General features: G+C 36.2%; 18 protein-coding genes. 9 read left to right on the plus strand and 9 right to left on the minus strand.

Annotated features, from left to right (window positions below; all coding sequences use genetic code 11):
- Position 1 precedes the first annotated feature (1 nt).
- A complete protein-coding gene (locus tag DF185_RS06010) occupies positions 2–970 on the plus strand; it encodes a CobW family GTP-binding protein (RefSeq protein WP_110359832.1) in 969 nt (322 codons plus the stop codon).
- Positions 971–997: 27 nt separating this feature from the next.
- Here the strand turns inward: DF185_RS06010 and DF185_RS06015 are convergent, their stop codons facing one another.
- The gene (locus tag DF185_RS06015; RefSeq protein ID WP_110359833.1) at positions 998–1,702 is read right to left on the minus strand and encodes a Crp/Fnr family transcriptional regulator; all 705 of its coding nucleotides are present in this window, start codon (positions 1,700–1,702) and stop codon (positions 998–1,000) included.
- Positions 1,703–1,983: 281 nt separating this feature from the next.
- Here DF185_RS06015 and DF185_RS06020 point away from each other — a divergent pair, with 281 nt between their 5' ends.
- The 8 genes from DF185_RS06020 to DF185_RS06055 all read left to right on the plus strand — a co-directional run bounded on the left by DF185_RS06020 (position 1,984) and on the right by DF185_RS06055 (position 8,706).
- Positions 1,984–2,355 carry a hypothetical protein gene (locus DF185_RS06020; protein WP_110359834.1) on the plus strand — a complete coding sequence of 124 codons (372 nt, stop codon included), beginning with the start codon at positions 1,984–1,986 and terminating at the stop codon, positions 2,353–2,355.
- 12 nt (positions 2,356–2,367) lie between these two features.
- A complete protein-coding gene (locus tag DF185_RS06025) occupies positions 2,368–3,276 on the plus strand; it encodes a DUF5777 family beta-barrel protein (RefSeq protein ID WP_110359835.1) in 909 nt (302 codons plus the stop codon).
- Between the two features lie 25 nt (positions 3,277–3,301).
- The gene (locus DF185_RS06030; RefSeq protein ID WP_110359836.1) at positions 3,302–3,706 is read left to right on the plus strand and encodes a c-type cytochrome; all 405 of its coding nucleotides are present in this window, start codon (positions 3,302–3,304) and stop codon (positions 3,704–3,706) included.
- A gap of 95 nt (positions 3,707–3,801) precedes the next feature.
- Positions 3,802–4,734 carry a cytochrome c3 family protein gene (locus tag DF185_RS06035; protein WP_110359837.1) on the plus strand — a complete coding sequence of 311 codons (933 nt, stop codon included), beginning with the start codon at positions 3,802–3,804 and terminating at the stop codon, positions 4,732–4,734.
- 2 nt (positions 4,735–4,736) lie between these two features.
- The gene (locus DF185_RS06040; protein ID WP_110359838.1) at positions 4,737–5,351 is read left to right on the plus strand and encodes a cytochrome b/b6 domain-containing protein; all 615 of its coding nucleotides are present in this window, start codon (positions 4,737–4,739) and stop codon (positions 5,349–5,351) included.
- Between the two features lie 186 nt (positions 5,352–5,537).
- Positions 5,538–5,981, plus strand: a complete 444-nt coding sequence (locus DF185_RS06045; protein WP_133249972.1) for a hypothetical protein — start codon at positions 5,538–5,540, stop codon at positions 5,979–5,981.
- Between the two features lie 145 nt (positions 5,982–6,126).
- A complete protein-coding gene (locus tag DF185_RS06050; RefSeq protein WP_110359840.1) occupies positions 6,127–8,352 on the plus strand; it encodes a TonB-dependent receptor in 2,226 nt (741 codons plus the stop codon).
- A gap of 39 nt (positions 8,353–8,391) precedes the next feature.
- The gene (locus DF185_RS06055; RefSeq protein WP_110359841.1) at positions 8,392–8,706 is read left to right on the plus strand and encodes a heavy-metal-associated domain-containing protein; all 315 of its coding nucleotides are present in this window, start codon (positions 8,392–8,394) and stop codon (positions 8,704–8,706) included.
- 68 nt (positions 8,707–8,774) lie between these two features.
- On the opposite strand, the gene DF185_RS06060 is transcribed toward DF185_RS06055, so the two are convergent.
- The 8 genes from DF185_RS06060 to DF185_RS06095 all read right to left on the minus strand — a co-directional run bounded on the left by DF185_RS06060 (position 8,775) and on the right by DF185_RS06095 (position 19,433).
- On the minus strand, positions 8,775–9,827 hold the full coding sequence (locus DF185_RS06060; RefSeq protein ID WP_110359842.1) for a hypothetical protein: 1,053 nt from the start codon (positions 9,825–9,827) through the stop codon (positions 8,775–8,777).
- Between the two features lie 306 nt (positions 9,828–10,133).
- Positions 10,134–11,210, minus strand: a complete 1,077-nt coding sequence (gene buk / locus DF185_RS06065) for a butyrate kinase (RefSeq protein WP_110359843.1) — start codon at positions 11,208–11,210, stop codon at positions 10,134–10,136.
- 68 nt (positions 11,211–11,278) lie between these two features.
- A complete protein-coding gene (locus tag DF185_RS06070) occupies positions 11,279–12,427 on the minus strand; it encodes an acyl-CoA dehydrogenase family protein (RefSeq protein ID WP_110359844.1) in 1,149 nt (382 codons plus the stop codon).
- A gap of 137 nt (positions 12,428–12,564) precedes the next feature.
- Positions 12,565–14,382, minus strand: a complete 1,818-nt coding sequence (locus tag DF185_RS06075; protein WP_110359845.1) for an acyclic terpene utilization AtuA family protein — start codon at positions 14,380–14,382, stop codon at positions 12,565–12,567.
- Positions 14,383–14,466: 84 nt separating this feature from the next.
- Positions 14,467–14,631: a hypothetical protein gene (locus DF185_RS23550; protein WP_165835957.1), complete on the minus strand. Its 165-nt coding sequence runs from the start codon at positions 14,629–14,631 to the stop codon at positions 14,467–14,469.
- A gap of 213 nt (positions 14,632–14,844) precedes the next feature.
- Positions 14,845–16,824 carry an acetyl/propionyl/methylcrotonyl-CoA carboxylase subunit alpha gene (locus DF185_RS06085; RefSeq protein WP_110359847.1) on the minus strand — a complete coding sequence of 660 codons (1,980 nt, stop codon included), beginning with the start codon at positions 16,822–16,824 and terminating at the stop codon, positions 14,845–14,847.
- Positions 16,825–16,982: 158 nt separating this feature from the next.
- On the minus strand, positions 16,983–17,783 hold the full coding sequence (locus DF185_RS06090; protein WP_110359848.1) for an enoyl-CoA hydratase-related protein: 801 nt from the start codon (positions 17,781–17,783) through the stop codon (positions 16,983–16,985).
- A gap of 42 nt (positions 17,784–17,825) precedes the next feature.
- Positions 17,826–19,433 carry a carboxyl transferase domain-containing protein gene (locus DF185_RS06095; RefSeq protein ID WP_110359849.1) on the minus strand — a complete coding sequence of 536 codons (1,608 nt, stop codon included), beginning with the start codon at positions 19,431–19,433 and terminating at the stop codon, positions 17,826–17,828.
- Positions 19,434–19,447 lie beyond the last annotated feature (14 nt).

Genomic DNA, 19,447 nt, shown 5'->3' on the forward strand with positions numbered 1-19,447 from the left:
GATGAGTAAGATACCCGTAACCGTTATCACAGGCTTTTTAGGAGCTGGAAAAACAAGTTTACTCAATAATTTAATTGCTGAATACTCGGATAAAAAGTTTGCAATTATAGAAAACGAATTTGGTGAAGAGAACATTGATTCAACTCTTGTTGAAAATATTCAATCCGAAGATATTTTCGAATTAAGCAATGGATGCATCTGCTGTAATTTAAACCAAGAATTATTCGTTGTACTTCAAAAATTGGTTGAGTCAAAGCATGATTTCAATCATCTGCTAATTGAAACTACTGGTATTGCCGATCCCGGAAGTATTTTGGCTTCTTTTATCAGTGATCCCATCATCAAAAATCAATTTGAACTCGACAGTGTAATTTGTCTTGTAGATGCTAAAAATGCAAATTCAGATTTGAAAAGCGAAAGTGTACTTTCGAAACAAATAGCTGTTGCTGATATCATTCTTCTCAACAAATTAGATTTGGTAAATGAGGAAGAAGCCGAATCAATTTTAAAATTGATAAAAAAGCAAAATCAACATGCAAAAATCATTCAAAGTGAATTTTCTAAATTAGGAAATCATCAGCTTCTTGATCAATTCTCATACAAACCAGAAAAGATTTTTCAGCACATATTTGGTTTAGAAACCAATATGAAAGGCAATTCATCAGAAAATAATCATGGAATACAAAACATGTTATTTATATGTGATGAGCCATTAGATCAAATGAAAATAGGCATGTGGTTAGATGCATTTCTGCAATTTAATCAGGATACCATATATCGTGTAAAAGGAATTTTGAATTTAGCAGGCGTTGACAATAGAATTATTCTACAGTCTGTTCACACCCAAATTCAAGCAACGGTTGGAAAAGCCTGGAATCAGGATGAAAAACGAGAATCAAAAATTGTAATTATTGGAAAAGATCTTAATCAGGAAATCATTAAGAAAAACCTTTTAGATTTAAAAGCATAAAAAAACGAGAGCTTAGGCTCTCATTTTTTATCCTGTTTCACTAATTCGTTCCAGTTGTTCTGAGTTTAATACATTAAGATTTCTTCCATCCAATTCTATAATTCCTTCGTGGTGAAATTCTTTAAGTATTCGAATCGCACTATCTTTCGACATTCCGGTTAAATCTGCTATATCTTGTCGTGATAAATGCAATGAAAACTGATTGCTTTCATATATTTTTTTAGAAAGGTATAAAATTCCATCTGCAATTCTACCGTGCATTTGTTTTTGCGATAGACTGACCATTTTCTCATAAGAAAAAACACCTTTTTGCGTACATTGAGTAATAAACTCTTCAGCAAAAGCCGAGTTTTGTCGAATCATTTTTTTAAATGATTCTATTTCAATAAAACAAGCCGTACAATCTACCAATGCTGCTACCGAATAGTGGTGACGATTATCAAAGTACAAAGAGGCTTGTCCAACAACTTCCCAAGGTTTTACAATCCTTATAATTAATTGCCTTTCCTGCACACCTTCAACATAAAACTTTGCCAATCCAGAAGTTATAATCAGCAAATGTGTTGCAGAGGTTCCTTGCTTGAAAATGGTTTCTCCAGCTTTGAATTTCACTTCAAATCTACTGGTATTAAGATCGGTTAATTCTGATTGCGAAAGTAGTTGAAATAAGGGGATTTTTTTGTTGCAATCAACGCAATTCTTACAATTGTCGGTTCTGCTAAATTTTGCCATAATGGAGGTAGAGGTTTAGGGGTATTTACTCTGTTTTTAGCAATCAAACATCTTATTACACAATTCAGCTTGATATGCTCTCTTCTAAAGATAAAAAAATAACAGTTATAAGCCTAGTTATTTGCTGATAAATGTCGATTTGAATTAGATAAATTCCTTTTTCTCTCGAAAGATATCTCGCCACCCCAGAATAGCTGTACACATTGCAAATCTTTACCTTTAAAAGAGAGTGAAAAGCCCTTATTAACCAAAAACAGTTCATAATCTAAAATCTTAATACTATGCAAAAGAGCAAATTTGTACATCTTATAACGATTTTAGCGACACTGCTCTGCTTTGTCTCTTGTGAGTACGACACAGTTGAGTTTGACGAAGTTGTTATTCCACCGGAACAGGAAGTAAGCTTTAGCGACGACATTATTCCAATTTTCACATCTAATTGTACACAATGTCACGATGGAGGTATCGATCCTGATTTAAGAGCATCTAATGCTTATAATTCACTTGTAAACGGTGGTTACATTAATAATGAAAACCCTTCAAATAGTGAAATTTATACAATTCTACTAGAAGGATCTCATAGTACAAGAGCATCAGCAAATGAAAAACAACTAATACTTGAATGGATAACCAGAGGTGCTAACAACGACTAAAAACTACAGACTATGCGTACAAAATATATTCACAAAAAAGCTAAGAAACTTAGCATATTCGGATCTATTACCGGACTGTTTGTTATTTTACTAATTTTAGGGAATGTACTAAATGTAAATGCACAAACTGATGAATTTGCAAATGAACCGGTAAGTGGGACATTTGAAACTGGTTTACTTGCAGAAACTCAAACTGTAGCGACTCCATTTGCTGGTGAATTCGAAATGCATATCCAACATCGTTTTGGTCTTATTGAAAATGGATTAGAAGATGTTTTCGGAATTTATGCAACTTCAAATATCAGAATGGGTTTAAATTATGGTATCACCGAAAAAATTATGATTGGTTATGGTTATACCAAAGAATTTAAATTACAGGAATTTCATGGTAAGTATCGTTTTCTAACTCAAACAGAATCAAACTCTATTCCTGTTTCTGTTGCACTATATGGAAATTTGGCAATCAACTCTCAAGACAAATCAGTTTTTGGAAATGACTATAAATTCTCGGATAGATTATCATACTTCTCTCAACTTTTGGTAGCTCATAAATTTAACGACAATTTCTCTCTACAGTTTGGACCAAGTTTTACTCATTTCAATAAAACAGATTCATTGGTTGAACATGATAAAGTTGCTCTTTCTTTGGCAGGTCGTGCAAGAGTGAGCCCATCAATGTCGATATTTTTTGAGTACGATCATCCTTTAAACATCGATGATATGAGAGAATATACTTCAGATCAGAACGATCCGGAGGCGAATCTATCATTTGGTATAGAAATTGGTACTAGTACTCATGTATTCCAAGTATTTATGTCGAACTATGAGGGAATTACTCCACAAAGGAATACACTATATAACAAAAATAAAATAGATGATGGGGATTTTCTATTCGGATTCAACATACTGGTTAGATTCTAACATCCCTCATTAAAAACATTTAATTATGAAAACATTCAAGATTTTTATCTTAGTTGCCATTGCATTGTTTGCCTTTTCATTCACTGTTCAACAAAAAAAGGCAGGTCCTTGGGAAATTCCAGCAGAATATAAAAAAATGGAAAACCCTTTAGCAAATGACAAGGCTAGCATAAACAAAGGCAAAATGGTTTACATGAAACATTGTCGCTCATGTCATGGAAATACTGGATTAGGAGATGGACCAAAAGCAGCAAGACTTAAAACCTTCCCTGGAGATTTTACTTCAGCAGAGTTCCATGCTCAAAGTGATGGTGAATTGTATTACAAATCGATAATTGGTCGAGATGAAATGCCAAATTATGAAAAGAAAATTCCAAGTAAAAAAGACCAATGGGCTGTAATAAATTACATGAGAACTTTCAAAAAATGATATAGCATCTCGAGTTATTAAAGGGTATTAAAAATAAATAATACCCTTTTTTAGTCATATTACTCAATCAGCAAAAACCTATAAGCCTAATCTTTATGAAACCATCAAAATTATTATTGGGATGTATGTGTTTATTGCTTTCTTTCAGCTTATATGCCCAAAAAGAAGTCAATAAAAATCATTCATGCCTTAAATGTCATGCTCATCGCACTTACAAGTACATGAATGAAGATTTTGGTATGGAAATTAAGGAATCCATGTGTTCGAACCGAATGATTGATACCCTAGCCTACCAACAATCGAATCACGGTATGTTTAAATGTACTGATTGTCATTCTCCTGAATATGAAACGTTCCCACATTCGGGCAATCTAAGAATGGAATTGATGTATGCATGTAATGATTGTCATGCAGGTGATCCTGAATACGCCAAATTTCATTTCGAAGCAATTGAAGAAGCATTTTATGAAAGCATGCACTACAATCGATCTCCAGATGCTTTTACCTGTTGGAGTTGTCACAATCCACATACATATAAAACTCAAGCTCGCATAGGAGAAAAAATCAGTGAGACTGTAAGTTACGACAACAATATTTGTCTATCCTGCCATGCAGATGTAAGCAAATATGAATTATTAACCGAGAGAGAAAATATAAACATCCTTAAATCTCATGAATGGCTTCCAAATCAGGAACTTCACTTCAAAAACGTGAGATGTATTGAATGTCATACGCAACTTTCCGATAGTCTTTTAGTTAGTCATGTTGTAATGCCAAAAGATAGTGCAATAAGAGAGTGCACCTCATGTCACTCAGCAAACTCACACCTTATGGCTAGTTTATATCGCTACAAAAGCCTTGAATCGAGAAAAGGAAGTGGTTTTTTAAATGCTGTAATTATTAATGATTCCTATGTAATTGGTGCAAACCGAAACAAATACCTTAATATTTTAAGTGTAGTGATATTCGGATTAGTATTAATAGGAATATTCACTCACACTATTTTTCGAATTTTTAAAAGCAAATAACTATGGCAAACGAGAAACTATATTTGTATCCTTTATGGATTAGAATTTGGCATTGGTTAAATGCTGCACTTTTTATTATACTATTGCTTACGGGTATAAGTATGCAATACTCTAATCCAGAAAATCCATTCTTAATATCATTCGAATTATCGGTTCAATTGCATAACATTTGTGGAATTGCATTAAGTATTAATTACCTCTTATTTATTTTTGGAAACTTATTTACTTCCAATGGGAAACAATATAAAATGAAAACCAAAGGTTTATTCAAGAGGTTATACGATCAATCGGTATTTTACTTGTTTGGAATGTTTAAAAAACAAGATCCTCCATTTCCAATTTCATTAGAAAATAAATTCAATCCTCTGCAACGATTTATTTACTCTACGGCAATGTACATTGGATTCCCCATAATCATAGCCAGTGGTATGGCAATGCTATTCCCAGAAATCATTATACCTCAATTATTTGGAGTTAGCGGATTATTGGTGACTGCACTGTTACATGCTATAATTGGATTTGTTTTGTCATTGTTTTTATTCATTCACATCTATGTTTGTACCATTGGAAATTCTATTATAAGTAATTTTAGAAGTATGATAACTGGCTGGCATTAATAACTAAATCTCATATAGTTGGAACAGACACATTTTTCGTGTCTGTTTTTTACTGTGTATTAACCCATTAACAGTATTTTAACAAAATTTTTCACTATCCTTTCACCCATTTTCAATCTTTAACTGTCTTAATATCGTATAGGATTAAAAAAAAGTATCTATTTTTACATCCAGAAAATGAAAAAAATGATTCGCAATATTATCACATTGGTTCTTTTAGGGGTTTACCTAACAGGATTCTGTGGTGTGCACTTTATTAAGCACAGTTGTTTTTCTTGCGAGCATTCTAAAATTCATTTTACTGTAGATGCTGATTGTATTGACCACGTTGACTGTAATTGCTGTTGTAGCGAGCATGATCATAATAAAAAACATCATCCCGAAACTTCAGAATGTAGTTCCGTTCTTTGTTGCGATTACAATCTGGTTTATCTAAAAACCGATCCTAATACAATATTAATTGAAACAAGCAAAGCTCCTATAGCTCTTGAGACTTTGCTTCTTTTCACAAATTCTTTTTGCACAATTTCTGATTCAATTACTACCAATACCAAGTGTAGTTATATTGATGAATATCCTGATGACTTTATTCAAGTAGACAGGTGCAAACTGTGCACTTTCCTGTGTTGATCCCATAATTGCCACTTCACAAATGCATAATGATAAGCAAATTATCATTGTGTAGCATTTCGCGTGCAATAATTTCAAAACACATAAAATAGATAAAGCTGTATTGTATACAATTTCAGCTGCATAGTATTAATTTATTTTTATCATGAAGATTAAAATAATAACACTCATGCTCTTATTTGTACCATTTTTGTCAATGGCAAAGGGTACAGTGATAAAGGGTAAAATTGTTGAAAAGCAAGATTCGGGAGAAGCAATTCCTTTAGCGGGAGCTTCGATATTTTGGAAAAACACCAGCATTGGTACCGCTGCCAATATGGATGGTAACTTCACGATTGATATTATCAATGATTCTAAAACACTGGTAGTTCAATTCGTAGGGTATAAAACAAAAGAAATCAATATCGATGATTACAATAATCAAGAATTATTAATTGAATTATATCCGAATATTGAATTGAACGAAGTTGTTGTTTCTGAAAGAAAACTAGGGACCATTTTGGATAGAGACAATCCGATTCAATCTCAAAGCATTACAGGCGCAGAACTTTGTAAAGCCGCCTGTTGTAATCTTTCGGAAAGTTTCGAAACCAATGCTTCGGTTGATGTATCATATGCAGATGCGGCAACAGGTGCAAAGTCCATTAAACTTCTTGGTTTAACAGGAAAATACATCGAAATGATGACAGAAAAGAATCCAAACTTTAAAGGATTAGCTTCTGTATACGGTATGGTATATGTTCCTGGGCCATGGATGGAATCCATTCAGGTTTCGAAAGGTGTAGGTTCGGTAATCAACGGTTATGAATCCATTACTGGTCAGATTAATATCAATTACATGAGACCTCAGTCTGCGCCAAAATTCTATTTAAATACTTTTGCAAACAGTATGGGAATGGCAGAGGTAAACATGATAGCTTCTGCAAAATTATCACCTAAGCTTAGTACGGCAATTTTAGCTCATGGACAAGATAATGATCGAGAAATTGATCACAACCATGACATGTTTCTTGACGATCCAATGGTAACTCAGTACAATTTCATAAATCGCTGGAATTGGGATGCTAGTGAATTCTTTAAAGTACAATTCGGAGCTAAATTTATCGATGAACAAAGAATTGGTGGGCAAAAGGGATTTAAAAAGGATCAACCTAATGATTTAAACAATGCTTATCGAATTAACATTGATACCAGAAGGTACGAAGCTTTTGCGAAATTTGGCTATATCATGCCAAATGACGATGATAGAAGTTTTGCTTTAATCACAAACTTTGCATCACATGAACAAAACTCCTTTTACGGCTTAAGAAATTACGATGCAGAACAAAAGTATTTCTACGCTAATCTTCTGTTTCAATCCTATATCGGTAATTTAAAGCATAAATATACTGCTGGTTTATCCTATGTATATGATGATTTTAAAGATTATTTGAGCATAGATAACCTGGGAACAGACAGAACAGAGAAAGTAACAGGTGCCTACGTGGAATATACTTGGTTACCTAATGATAACATCACATTACAAACCGGATTACGCTATGATGATCACAACATTTATGGTGGATTTGTAACTCCTCGCTTACATTTTAGATATCAATTTGCACCTAAAACGACGGCACGTTTGGCTATTGGTAGTGGTAGAAGAACTTCAAATCCAATTGCTGAAAACAGCTTCTTATTGGCCTCTAGCAGATCTTTAGAAATTGCTGAAGATCTAAAACAGGAAAAAGCGTGGAACTTCGGTTTAAGCTTAACTCAATATTTTGATTTATTTGATAGAGGGTTTACACTTTCGGCTGATTTCTATAGAACTGTGTTCGATAATCAGATTATAACAGATTTAGACCATAGCGTTGATAAAGTAAGATTTTATAATTTGGATGGTAAATCATGGGCTAACAACTACCAAGTTGAATTAAAATTTGCGCCTGTTGACAGATTTGATGTAACAACAGCCATTCGTTTTTCTGATGTTAAAGCTGACATTAACAATCAATTCCAAAAAGTTCCATATGTAAATCGTTTTAAAGGTTTGATAACAACATCTTACGCTACAAACTTTAACAAGTGGCAGTTTGATTTCACAACTCAGTTTAATGGTGATATGAGGATTCCTTCAACAAAAGCGAATCCAGAACAACACCAAAGACGTGAAAAATCTCCTGTTTATGCATTAATGAATGCTCAAATAACCAAGAGATTTAAAATCTGGGAAATATATGTTGGAGCTGAAAATATTGGAAACTATACTCAAAAGAATCCAATAATTGGAGCTACTGATCCTTTTGGAGATTATTTCGACGCTTCGATGATATGGGGACCAATCCAGGAAAGAAAATTCTATGTAGGATTACGATTAACAATTGAATAAACAAACACTAATATATCTAAAACAATAAAAATTAAACAAATGAAGAATTTATCTAAAATTTTTAAAAGCACTCTATTGGTATTAAGCATTGTAATTACATCTACTTTATCTTACGCAGCGAATAAAAGCGATAAAAAAGTTGAAACTGTTGTTTTTAAAGTAGAAATGGATTGCATGGGATGTGCTGGCAAGATTGAAAAGAATATTCCTTTCGAAAAAGGTGTTAAGAAGTTAGATGTTGACTTTAAAGCACAAAAGGTTACCATTTCATATAAAACAGATAAAACAAGCAAGGAGAACTTGAAAAAAGCTCTTGAAAAGTTGAAGTTTAAGGTTGAAGAAATTAAAGCTTAATCTGAATAACTAGATATAAAAAAGGGCGAATGATCATTCGCCCTTTTTTTACATTATTTAGGATGTAATTAATCAAAAATTGCTAATGAAGCTTCTAATAACGCTTCTGTATATCTAGGATTATGAACACCTAAACTTTGATCTTCTAATATCGTTTTGTAATTGTATAATGCCCCTGCATGTTCTGCTGGATATGTTCCTACAATTGTAGTTCCTTCCGCATCAAGTAATCCTGCATTAGTCAAATCAGCTTTAAGCTCATCTAGCATTCCTTGAATTTTTGTTTGGAATCCGTTATAATCAAATGTAGTTAAAGAGGTATGGCATTCAGTACAAGATTCAATTGTTGGAACCCAGTCATGAGAAGATACATTGTCTTTTTCAACCATATGACATAAAATACAAGATCCTGCAGTTGCATGTGTTGATGTTCCTGCAGTTGGATATTCACCAGTTAGAGTTTCATAACCAGCAATACCTGCAACCATAGTAGCCTGAGGTGAATGATGAGGACCATAACGGAAACTTGTAATTTCGAAGTTACCATCTCCATCAGGTACTGTTGGACCTGTTCTAGGTTGATGACAATTAGCACATAAATTACTCGTATTTCCAAAGTCTATAGTCGAATTTTTATCAATCAATAATGCTACAGGAATAGCGGTTCTTAATGCGTAATCCTGTCCGTCTGTTTCAAAGTCAAAACTTGCATGAGATTCATGACAAGTATTACAAGTTATATTTGTTGGAATAGGAATATTAGCTGCTGTCGTGTCTCTTCCAGTTTTTTGTGTTTCCAAAAATCCTTCGTGAGAGTGACATTTAGCACAATCATTTCTTGCGCCAGCATATTCAGAAACCAATGGACTTCCAGGATAGAAATTTTGGCTTCCACCATGAGTTGATGATTCATATTGTGCATTTACCGTGGTTTCAACAGTAGTATTGTGACAAGCTAAACAAGATGTTGTTCCATCCTGGCCGTCTATTCCGTCTACACCATCTTTACCATCAGCGCCAGCAGGTCCCATTGGTCCATCTTTGGTACAACCAACAATTACTAACGAAATTGTGAAGATTCCAATTCCTACCAGTTGAAAAAATAAGCGAGCTTTTTTCATAATTCCAGAATATAAGGTTAATACTTTTGGTTTACAATAGAGTGAATAAGAGCCCTACTCTTATCACTATTAAATATATACCAATGTAAAAAGCTTATCAATAATTGCTCAGCGAGATTTACACCCCAGAATAAAGAGTTTTACTCCATTAAAAGTACGAGAAACAGGTTATTATAATCGACATTTATCTTGTGTGAATCGATTTTTATCGGCAACAAATAATTTGTCCATTATAGTTGCATAATTCTGTAGAAATTAGCTTGATTTTTTGCCATAAAAAAAGCCGACATCTGTCGGCTTTTTCTTTTAATATTCAAGTATCTCTGTTTCTTTTCTAAGTATCATTTTCCCATAATAGGAAAGCGCTCCCAGAACCTCTGCCCCCGGCTGGATAGAAACAGGTGCAATTTTATCTACACGAGTTTTTATCTCTTTTACAAATTGCTCATCTTTTGCCAGCCCACCTGTAATAATAATAGCATCCACAGGTTCTCCATCGAATACGGCATACATGGATGCAATTGATTTAGAAACCTGGTAAGCCATGGCAGCCAAAACTTCTGTTGCCTTCGCATCACCTGCATCCCTCATTTTGCAAACATCATAGCCACTATAGGTATTAAAATGAGCAAACAATCCTCCTTTACCAGTCTGCTTGTTCAACATTTCTTCCTGTGTGTACTTTCCAGAGAAACATTCTCTAATCACATCCCCCATTGGTAAACTTCCACTACGGATTGGTGAGAATGGTCCATCACCATCATAAGCCTGGTTAGCATCTATAACTCTTCCCTTTCGGTGAGCACCAATACTAATTCCACCACCTAAATGCGCCACAATAATATTCATTTCTTCATATTTCTTGTAAACACTCTTCGCATATTTTCTTGCTGCAATTTTTTGATTTAATGCATGGAAGATAGATTTCTTCTTGAATTCTGGACGCCCCGTAATTCGTGCAATATCTTCAAGCTCGTCAACAACTACAGGGTCAGCAATAAATGCGTCAGCATTGCTTAATTCAGATGCAATTGTATTGGCTAAAAGACCGCCTAAATTCACCACATCATCGCCGTATTCACAACTTGATAAATCTTTTACCATGGAATCGTTTACTTTATAAACTCCAGATTTAACTGGCTTAAGCAAACCACCACGCCCAATAACAACTGCGATGTCATCAATCCTGATATCATTACTTTTTAGCTCATCCAGGATGATTTTAGCACGTAAAGCAGCTTGATCCACATAACGATCGAAGCCATTAAAGTCTTCAGGTTTATGATTTATCTTTTTTAGAAAAACAGTTGTATTCATCCTATAAACTGCAATTCGGGTAAATTGCATTCTAGGATTCAATGCCAGAATTAGTTCTCTACTCATATTGTTGGTATTTTGGGTTAAGCAAGCTGCAAATGGTTAGAGTTTGCAGCTTGTATATTCAATTCTATTTATTCATCCATAATGTATCTTGATATCACCAATCGTTGAATTTCCGAAGTTCCTTCGCCAATTTGTAACAATCTCTGATCTCTATAAAAACGTTCCACCGAATATTCTTTCATCAATCCATATCCTCCGTGAATTTGAACTGCCTCATCAGCTACCTCCTTAGCGATTTCAGAACAGTATAATTTGGACATTGCAGCCTCTTTGGCAAAAGGTTTTCCATTATCTTTTAACCAACATGCCTTGTATAAAAGATTCCTTGCCAATTCAATTTTGGTAGCCATATCAGCCAACTTAAATGAAATGGCTTGAAACTTACCAATTGGTTTTCCAAATTGCTTTCTTTCCTTTGAATACTGCAAAGCCATTTCAAAAGCACCTTGAGCCAAGCCCAATCCCATCGCAGCAATCGACAATCTTCCTGAATCCAATGTTTTCAACATGATTTTTGATCCCATACCGCGTTCTCCGAGCATATTTTCCTTCGGAATACAACAGGTATCAAAAAACATTTCAGCAGTATCTGAAGCTCTCCACATTAATTTTCCGTGCATAGCTCTCGACGACCATCCTGGTGTATCCTTTTCTACAATAAAGGTTGAAAATTCCTTTTTATCTCCATTAATACTTGTAACTGCCTGAACTGTTACCCCAGAACACATCGATGTAGATCCATTGGTTATAAAGATTTTGGAACCATTAATTTCCCAATTCACACCATTGTCTTTAGCAAAAGTCTTTGATCCTCGAGAATCCGATCCTGCATCAGGCTCGGTCAATCCAAAAGCCCATAACTCTTCTCCACTACAAAGCGATGGCAAATACTTCATTTTCTGCTCCTCGCTTCCAAACATATACAATGGTCCAATGCCCAATGAATTATGAGCAGCCAATGTAGCTGCATGCGATCCATCAACTCTTGCTATTTCTTCAACAGCAATAATGTAAGAAAGATAATCTGATTCTTCTCCACCATATTTTTCGGGAAGAAACATTCCAAACAATCCCATCTCTCCCATTTTCTTCGTTAGTTCGAAAGAAAACTCCTCCTTCTCATCTAGCTCTTGTGCCAATGGCTTAATTTCCCGTTCCGCAAAGTCACGAACAGCTTTTCTTATGATATTATGTTCTTCGTTTAATTCGAAATTCATTTTCTATGTACTAATTAAAAAATACCAGGTAAGAACTCAAATTTATTTATCAAAACTGTCTTACCTAGTTATATTTCACACTATTTAAGTTAATAACAATTCTTAACTATCCCAATATAATTGGGTACTTTCATTCATTATTTTTGTGATTCAGCCTTCATCATTGACGAAAGTAATTTTTCAGGAATCATGATTTCCTGATTTAAAAGTGCCGTTGCAAATGTTTTCCCCTGTGCATCAATCATTAAGGATTTTGTTCCACCGCCATCAAGCGATTCTTCCAATAGAAAGTTTAATGCCAATAAATTATCAATCTCATATCGATGTATTCTACCCTTCACCATTCCAAAAAACATCTCCGAAAGCTTTTCGGCTGTCAAATCATGCTTTAAGTATTGATAAATCTCTTCTGATCGAGCCAAAACTCCAATATTTACGGTATCTCCCTTATCACCAGAGCGACCCAAACAGATATCACGCAAAGCAACCGTTATCAATCGATCATCTTCCCATGAAGGATCAACATATTCGGTATGCTCAACAGATTCTAAGGCCTGTAATTCTTCCTCATAGCCAAGAACTGAGCCTATTTCGGTAGATTCTATCACCTCACCCTTCTCATTCAGAACATGAACGTTTGATGTGATGCATTCTTTTGGTATCAATGTTGGCCAATAGGTAATTACCTGTTGCATTCTAGCTCGTCCACCCGTTACGGCAACGCCTGGAGGACCACTCAAAATCAGAGGAGCAATACTCATAGAAAAATCTCTGATTTTATCCACATCAGTATCATAAACCGATAATCGAAGTAGAATTTCGTTAGGGTCGATATGCTCCGCCAAATGCTGATGACAGGCATTGTATCCAACAAACTCCGTATTTTTCTTCAAGAAATCCGTATCCAATCGGTCCCAGAAAATCTTTTCAAACTCCTGTGCCTTATTCAACACTCTACCTCCGCTTATTACAATAGAACTTGTTGCTTTATAACCATCTTCGTAGGCCATTGATACTTTCAGGTAAGGAGTAGACGGATATCCTTTAGCCCCACTCACCAATACTCTATTGTCTTCCAATTCCTCCAGCTTCAGACGTGTAAAATCGGCAACCACATCCGGACTGATGTATTGATCGGGATTTCCCATTTCGTATACCAATTGTTCACGAATGGTATCTACACTTATTAAACCACCTGTGTTCTCATGTTTATAGACAGTAAAATCACCATTTTGGTTCATTTCAACTATTGGGTAACCCATATTATCCCAACGTTCCACCTTTTGCCAATCGGTAAAGTTTCCACCAGTCGACTGCGCTCCACACTCGATGATATGGCCAGCCACCAAACCTGCTGCCAGCTTGTCCCAATCGTTCAATTTCCAGCCCAATTCATAAATCATTGGCGCCATGGTAACCGAAGTGTCGGTAACACGACCTGCCAAAATCAAATCGGCTCCACTTTCCAAAGCCTTAAGCAATGGAGGCACACCCAAATACACATTGGCACTTTGAATATTCTTGATAATCGATTCGAAATCATCACCCGAATCCATATTCTTAAAATTGGCTTTCGCCGGATAAAACTCATCTATACGATCAACAATATTATCACCATCAACCACCGCAATTTTTAAGGAAATACCTTTCTTTTCCAATTCCGATAAAATCTTTTTGGCACAAGCAATTGGGTTGATACCTCCTGCATTGGTTATCATTCGAACGCCTTTTGATTTCATCAAATCAGCAACATCTACAATCTGATCGACAAAATCAGTAACATATCCCAAGGCTTCGTTCTTTAGCTGCTGTTTTCGAAGAATACTCATGGTAACTTCAGCTAAAAAATCGGACGAGATATAATCTACCTCACCACCTTCCAGTTGTCGGCGCAATACTCCCAGATCATCTCCCCAGAAACCTCCGGCATTTGCAATTCTGATTTTGGTCTTCATTTTGGTATGTTTTAGTATTTAGTATTCCATCTTTTATCGATTCGACTACATTTAGTCAACCTCTATATTTATCTATTTGATTATCTATCCTTTTGAAATCAAACTCAAGTCTACTGAATCAGATTTAAAATCTATTGAAACGAGTTCCATGTCTACTGAATTCAATTCCAAGTCCATTGAATTCCCCTCCCTGTCTACTGAATCTTTCTCCAACTCTTCTGAATCGGATTCTAAGTCCACTGAATTCATCTGCGAAGCTTCTGAATGATTCTTCCTGTCCATTGAATTGAACTCGGATAGCTCTGAATCAAACTCTTTGCCTTCTGAATTATTCTACCATCTCTTTGAGCGATCCTCTGTACATCCTGAATCATTCGTTGTGCCTACTGAATCATTCTCTCTTCCTTATGAATCATTCTCTCTTCCTTATGAATCATCCTCTTCATATTCCGAAGCAAAACTCTAGTTCGCTGATAAACGAATCAACTCGGTTTCATTCATTACCTGCTCACCCTCTTCAACAAACACCTTTTCAATTTTTCCTTCGAAAGGAGCCAATATGCTGTTTTCCATTTTCATGGCCTCTACAATAAGCAATACTTCACCCTTTGAAACAGATTGCCCTGCTTGTGCTTCCACCTTCACAATTTTGCCCGGCATTGGCGACAGAATTCTTCCATCGCTTGCACCAGAACTTTCTGTTGATGATCCAACCGGTTTTGCCTGAATCTCGGACCAGCGCTCCAATTGACGCACAATTCCCCTGCAACTCACAAAACTCTTTCCATCCGAATTTTTCGATCGATAAAATCGATATCTCGTACTTTCATATTCAAAAGTCATGTAATTCTCATCCATCTGAAGATTCTCCAAAGCATATTTGCTTTCTCCTATCTGTATACGGTAAGGATTCTGCTCCAGAATTTCAACATCAATAGTATCTTCATCCAATACCCGAAGTCTTGTTCCATTCAAGCGCCAATAGCCAATATGATCCCACACAGAGTCAGACGTTTTAGGACGCAACTCGAACAAAGCAAAGCTGATATGGAACAGGAAAGAAGGCACATCTTCCTTTTCTTTGAGCATGATTTGATTCAGTTCATCGGCATGATGCTGGCAAAAATGAGTTGAAATCTTATTCTGCTTGAAAGCATCGGTATTTAAAAGTGTATGTAGGTACATGATATTGTTTTTGATACCATGTATCTGATAATCGTGCAATGCCAAATGCAAACGCTCAATAGCCAAATCACGATTTTCATCCCAAACCACCAATTTTGCAATCATCGGATCAAAATCAGGATGAATCACACAAGGACCCGTTATGGCCGAATCTAACCTAAGTCTTCCTTCGAATAATCTTGGAGGATTATAAAAGCTGATCTCTCCAGGCGAAGGAATAAAATCTTTCTCCGGATCTTCGGCATAAATCCTTGCCTCAATGGCATGACCTTTTAGTTGAATCTGATCCTGTTTCAATGGCAAATTTCTTCCCGATGCAACCAACAATTGTTGTTCAACCAGATCAATACCAGTAATCATTTCTGTTACCGGATGTTCCACCTGAATTCGGGTATTCATTTCTAAAAAGTAGAAGTTCAAATCCTCATCTACCAAAAACTCTACCGTTCCCGCATTGCTATAATTCATTTTTTGAGCCAGCAATACAGCTGTTTCACCCATTTTCTGTCTTAACTCAGGTGTTAATGTTGGCGAAGGTGCTTCCTCAATCACTTTCTGGAATCGCCTTTGAATGGAACATTCTCTTTCGAACAAATGAATAACGTTGCCATGTTTATCGGCCAAAACCTGAACTTCAATATGTCTTGGATTCTCAATATATCTTTCAATCAACACTGCTCCATCGCCAAAATAACTGGCTGCTTCGCGCGATGTTGATTCCAAGGCGGCTTCCATATCCTTAGGTTCATGAACAATGCGCATTCCTTTACCTCCACCACCTGCTGCAGCCTTTATCAATAGTGGAAATTTCAAGCTCTTGCTCGCCTCCAGTAAGGTTTCATGATCACCAACAACCCCTTCCAATACAGGCACACCAATGGATTTGGCAAACTCTCGCGCATTTACCTTATTGCCCATCAATTCAATGGCTTTTGCATCAGGACCAACAAAATCGATTCCCGAATCCGCACAAAGCTTCGAAAACTCAGCATTCTCAGCCAAGAATCCATAGCCAGGATGAATGGCATCTGCTTTTGCTTTTTGAGCCACCTCCACAATCTGCTGAGCATTTAAATAAGTTTCCTGCAAACCCATGCCTTTTAAAGGAAAAGCCTCATCAGCCTGCAATACATGCTCTGCATCTCTATCCTGTTCTGAATAAAGTGCTACTGTGTGTATTCCCAGATTCTTTGCGGTCTTTATCACCCTTAAGGCAATCTCACCACGGTTTGCTATTAATATTCGTTTGTAATACATGCTTAATCAATTAGTAATTAATAATGAGCAATTATCAATAAGCCTTTATTTCGATTTCATTCTTTGAATTCTATTTGTTCTTAAAGATTTATCTGATATATTTTCGAATTCTTCTGGGATAAAGCCAGAATCATTTTACTATTTTCAATTACTCATTATTAATTGTCTTCAGTCCAATTTGGTTTGCGCTTTTCCAAAAATGAACTCATTCCTTCTTGTCCTTCCTCAGATTGACGCAAATCAGCAATCATTTTGGCAGTGTTCTCCATGGCTTCTTCATGTGTCCATTGATTTTCCACATCATATATCAATTGCTTACATGTTGATACTGCAACAGGACCACTGGTTTTTAGCTTGGAAATCAAATCAGATAACTTCGACTTTAATTTCTTTTCTCCGTGTGACCAATTCGCCAAACCAGCTTGCTGCGCTTCTTTGCCATTAAAGCGCATTCCTGTTAGCATCAATTCTTTTGATTTGTATTCACCAACACGCTTAATTACGTATGGAGAAATACAGGCTGGTACAATTCCAATCTTTACCTCGCTTAGAGAAAAGACCGTATCTCTGTGTGCCAATACAAAATCGCAAGCAGCCAGCAAACCATTTGCCCCTCCAATTGCAGCCCCATGAACCATTGCAATGGTTGGGAATTTGCAAGAATACACTGCATTGAAACACATGGATAACTTGTAGCTTTCCAGGTAGTTTTCCTCGTATGAATAATTTGCAACTCCCTTCATCCAGTTCAAGTCAGCTCCTGCACAAAACGATTTCCCTTTGCCCCGTAAAATCACTACCCGAACTGTTTTATAATCTAATTTCTCAATTTCTTCAAAGCATTCAATTATCTCTGCAATCATGGTTTCGTTGAATGCATTGTGGATATCCGGACGATTCAAGGTAATCGTTCCAATTTTGTTATCGATGCTTAATTCTATGGTTTGAAATTGTTTCATATGATTCATTTTAATCCCTGATATAAATATCAGGGCTATTCATTACATTCTAAATACTCCAAAATCTGGTTCTCCAAATTCTTTGTTCAAGGATGCTGCAATTCCCATGGCAAGCACTTTTCGCGTGTCGGCTGGATCGATAATTCCATCATCCCACAATCGTGAGGTACTGAAATATGCAGATCCTTCTTCCTCATATTTTTTAAGAATCTTTTCACGCAAAGTAATTCTTTCTTCAGCATCGAATTCTTTTCCTTGTTTCTTCAGTTGTTGTTCTTTCACCTGAACCAATACTCCTGCAGCCTGTTCGCCACCCATTACAGATATTTTTGCATTAGGCCACATGAACAACAAGCGAGGTTCGTAGGCACGACCAGCCATGGCATAATTCCCTGCTCCAAACGATCCTCCAACGATCACTGTAAACTTGGGAACCTGAGCATTGGCAACGGCATGAACCATTTTGGCACCATCTCGTGCTATTCCTTTGTGTTCATATTCCTTACCCACCATAAAACCTGTGATATTCTGTAGAAATACCAAAGGGATCTTACGGAAACTACACAACTCAATAAAATGAGCTGCCTTTAATGAAGTCTCAGAAAAAATGATTCCATTGTTAGCGATAATCCCAACAGGATAACCCATGATTTTGGCAAATCCGGTAACAATGGTAGGCGCATATCGCTCCTTAAATTCCTGAAAAGAGCTATCATCAACAATACGAGCAATTATCTCTCTGGCATCAATAGGCTTTTTCAAATCTAAAGGAGCCAATCCATACAAATCTTCAGCTGGATATTGTGGTTCTTTAAATCCTTCTCGCTCTAGAGGATATTTTTGCACTTTAGGCATCGATTCGAAAATATCCCTGCAAATCTGTATGGCGTGTCGATCATCTTCTGCCAAATGATCAGCAACACCAGAAACGGAAGTATGAATTTCTGCGCCTCCTAATTCTTCTGCACTTACTTCCTCACCCGTTGCCGCCTTTACCAAAGGAGGTCCTCCAATAAAAATGGTCCCTTGTCCCTTCACAATAATGGTTTCGTCGCTCATGGCAGGGACATAAGCTCCTCCAGCAGTACAGGATCCCATTACAATGGAGATTTGTGGAATCCCTTTAGCTGACATCTTTGATTGATTAAAGAAAAATCGACCAAAATCATATTTATCAGGAAACACTTTCGACTGCTCCGGAAGAAACACACCACCAGAATCCACCATATAGATACATGGCAATTGATTTTCCATAGCTACTTCCTGTGCACGAATGTGCTTTTTAATGGTCTCTTTAATGTAAGTTCCCCCTTTTACCGTAGCATCATTGGCAACTATCACACATTCACGTCCATGAACCACTCCAATCCCGGTTACAATTCCAGCAGATGGAAACTGATTCTCATACTGATCACAAGCAGCCATTGCGGATAACTCAAGAAAAGGTGTATTCTTGTCTAAAAGAAGTTCAATTCTGTCACGTACCAATAACTTCCCTCTTTTTAAATGTCTTTCGCGTGCTTTTTCATCCACTCCATTCAACACAGAGTTTAAACGATCGCGATACTCATTCATCAAGAGATTATAAGACTCTTTATTCTTAATAAAGTCTTCGGATTTGGTGTTTATTTTTGATTTTATTGTTTTCAATTTATTATAGATTT

The sequence above is a fragment of the Marinifilum breve genome (assembly GCF_003202155.1).
In the GTDB taxonomy this organism is placed as follows: Bacteria; Bacteroidota; Bacteroidia; order Bacteroidales; family Marinifilaceae; genus Marinifilum; species Marinifilum breve.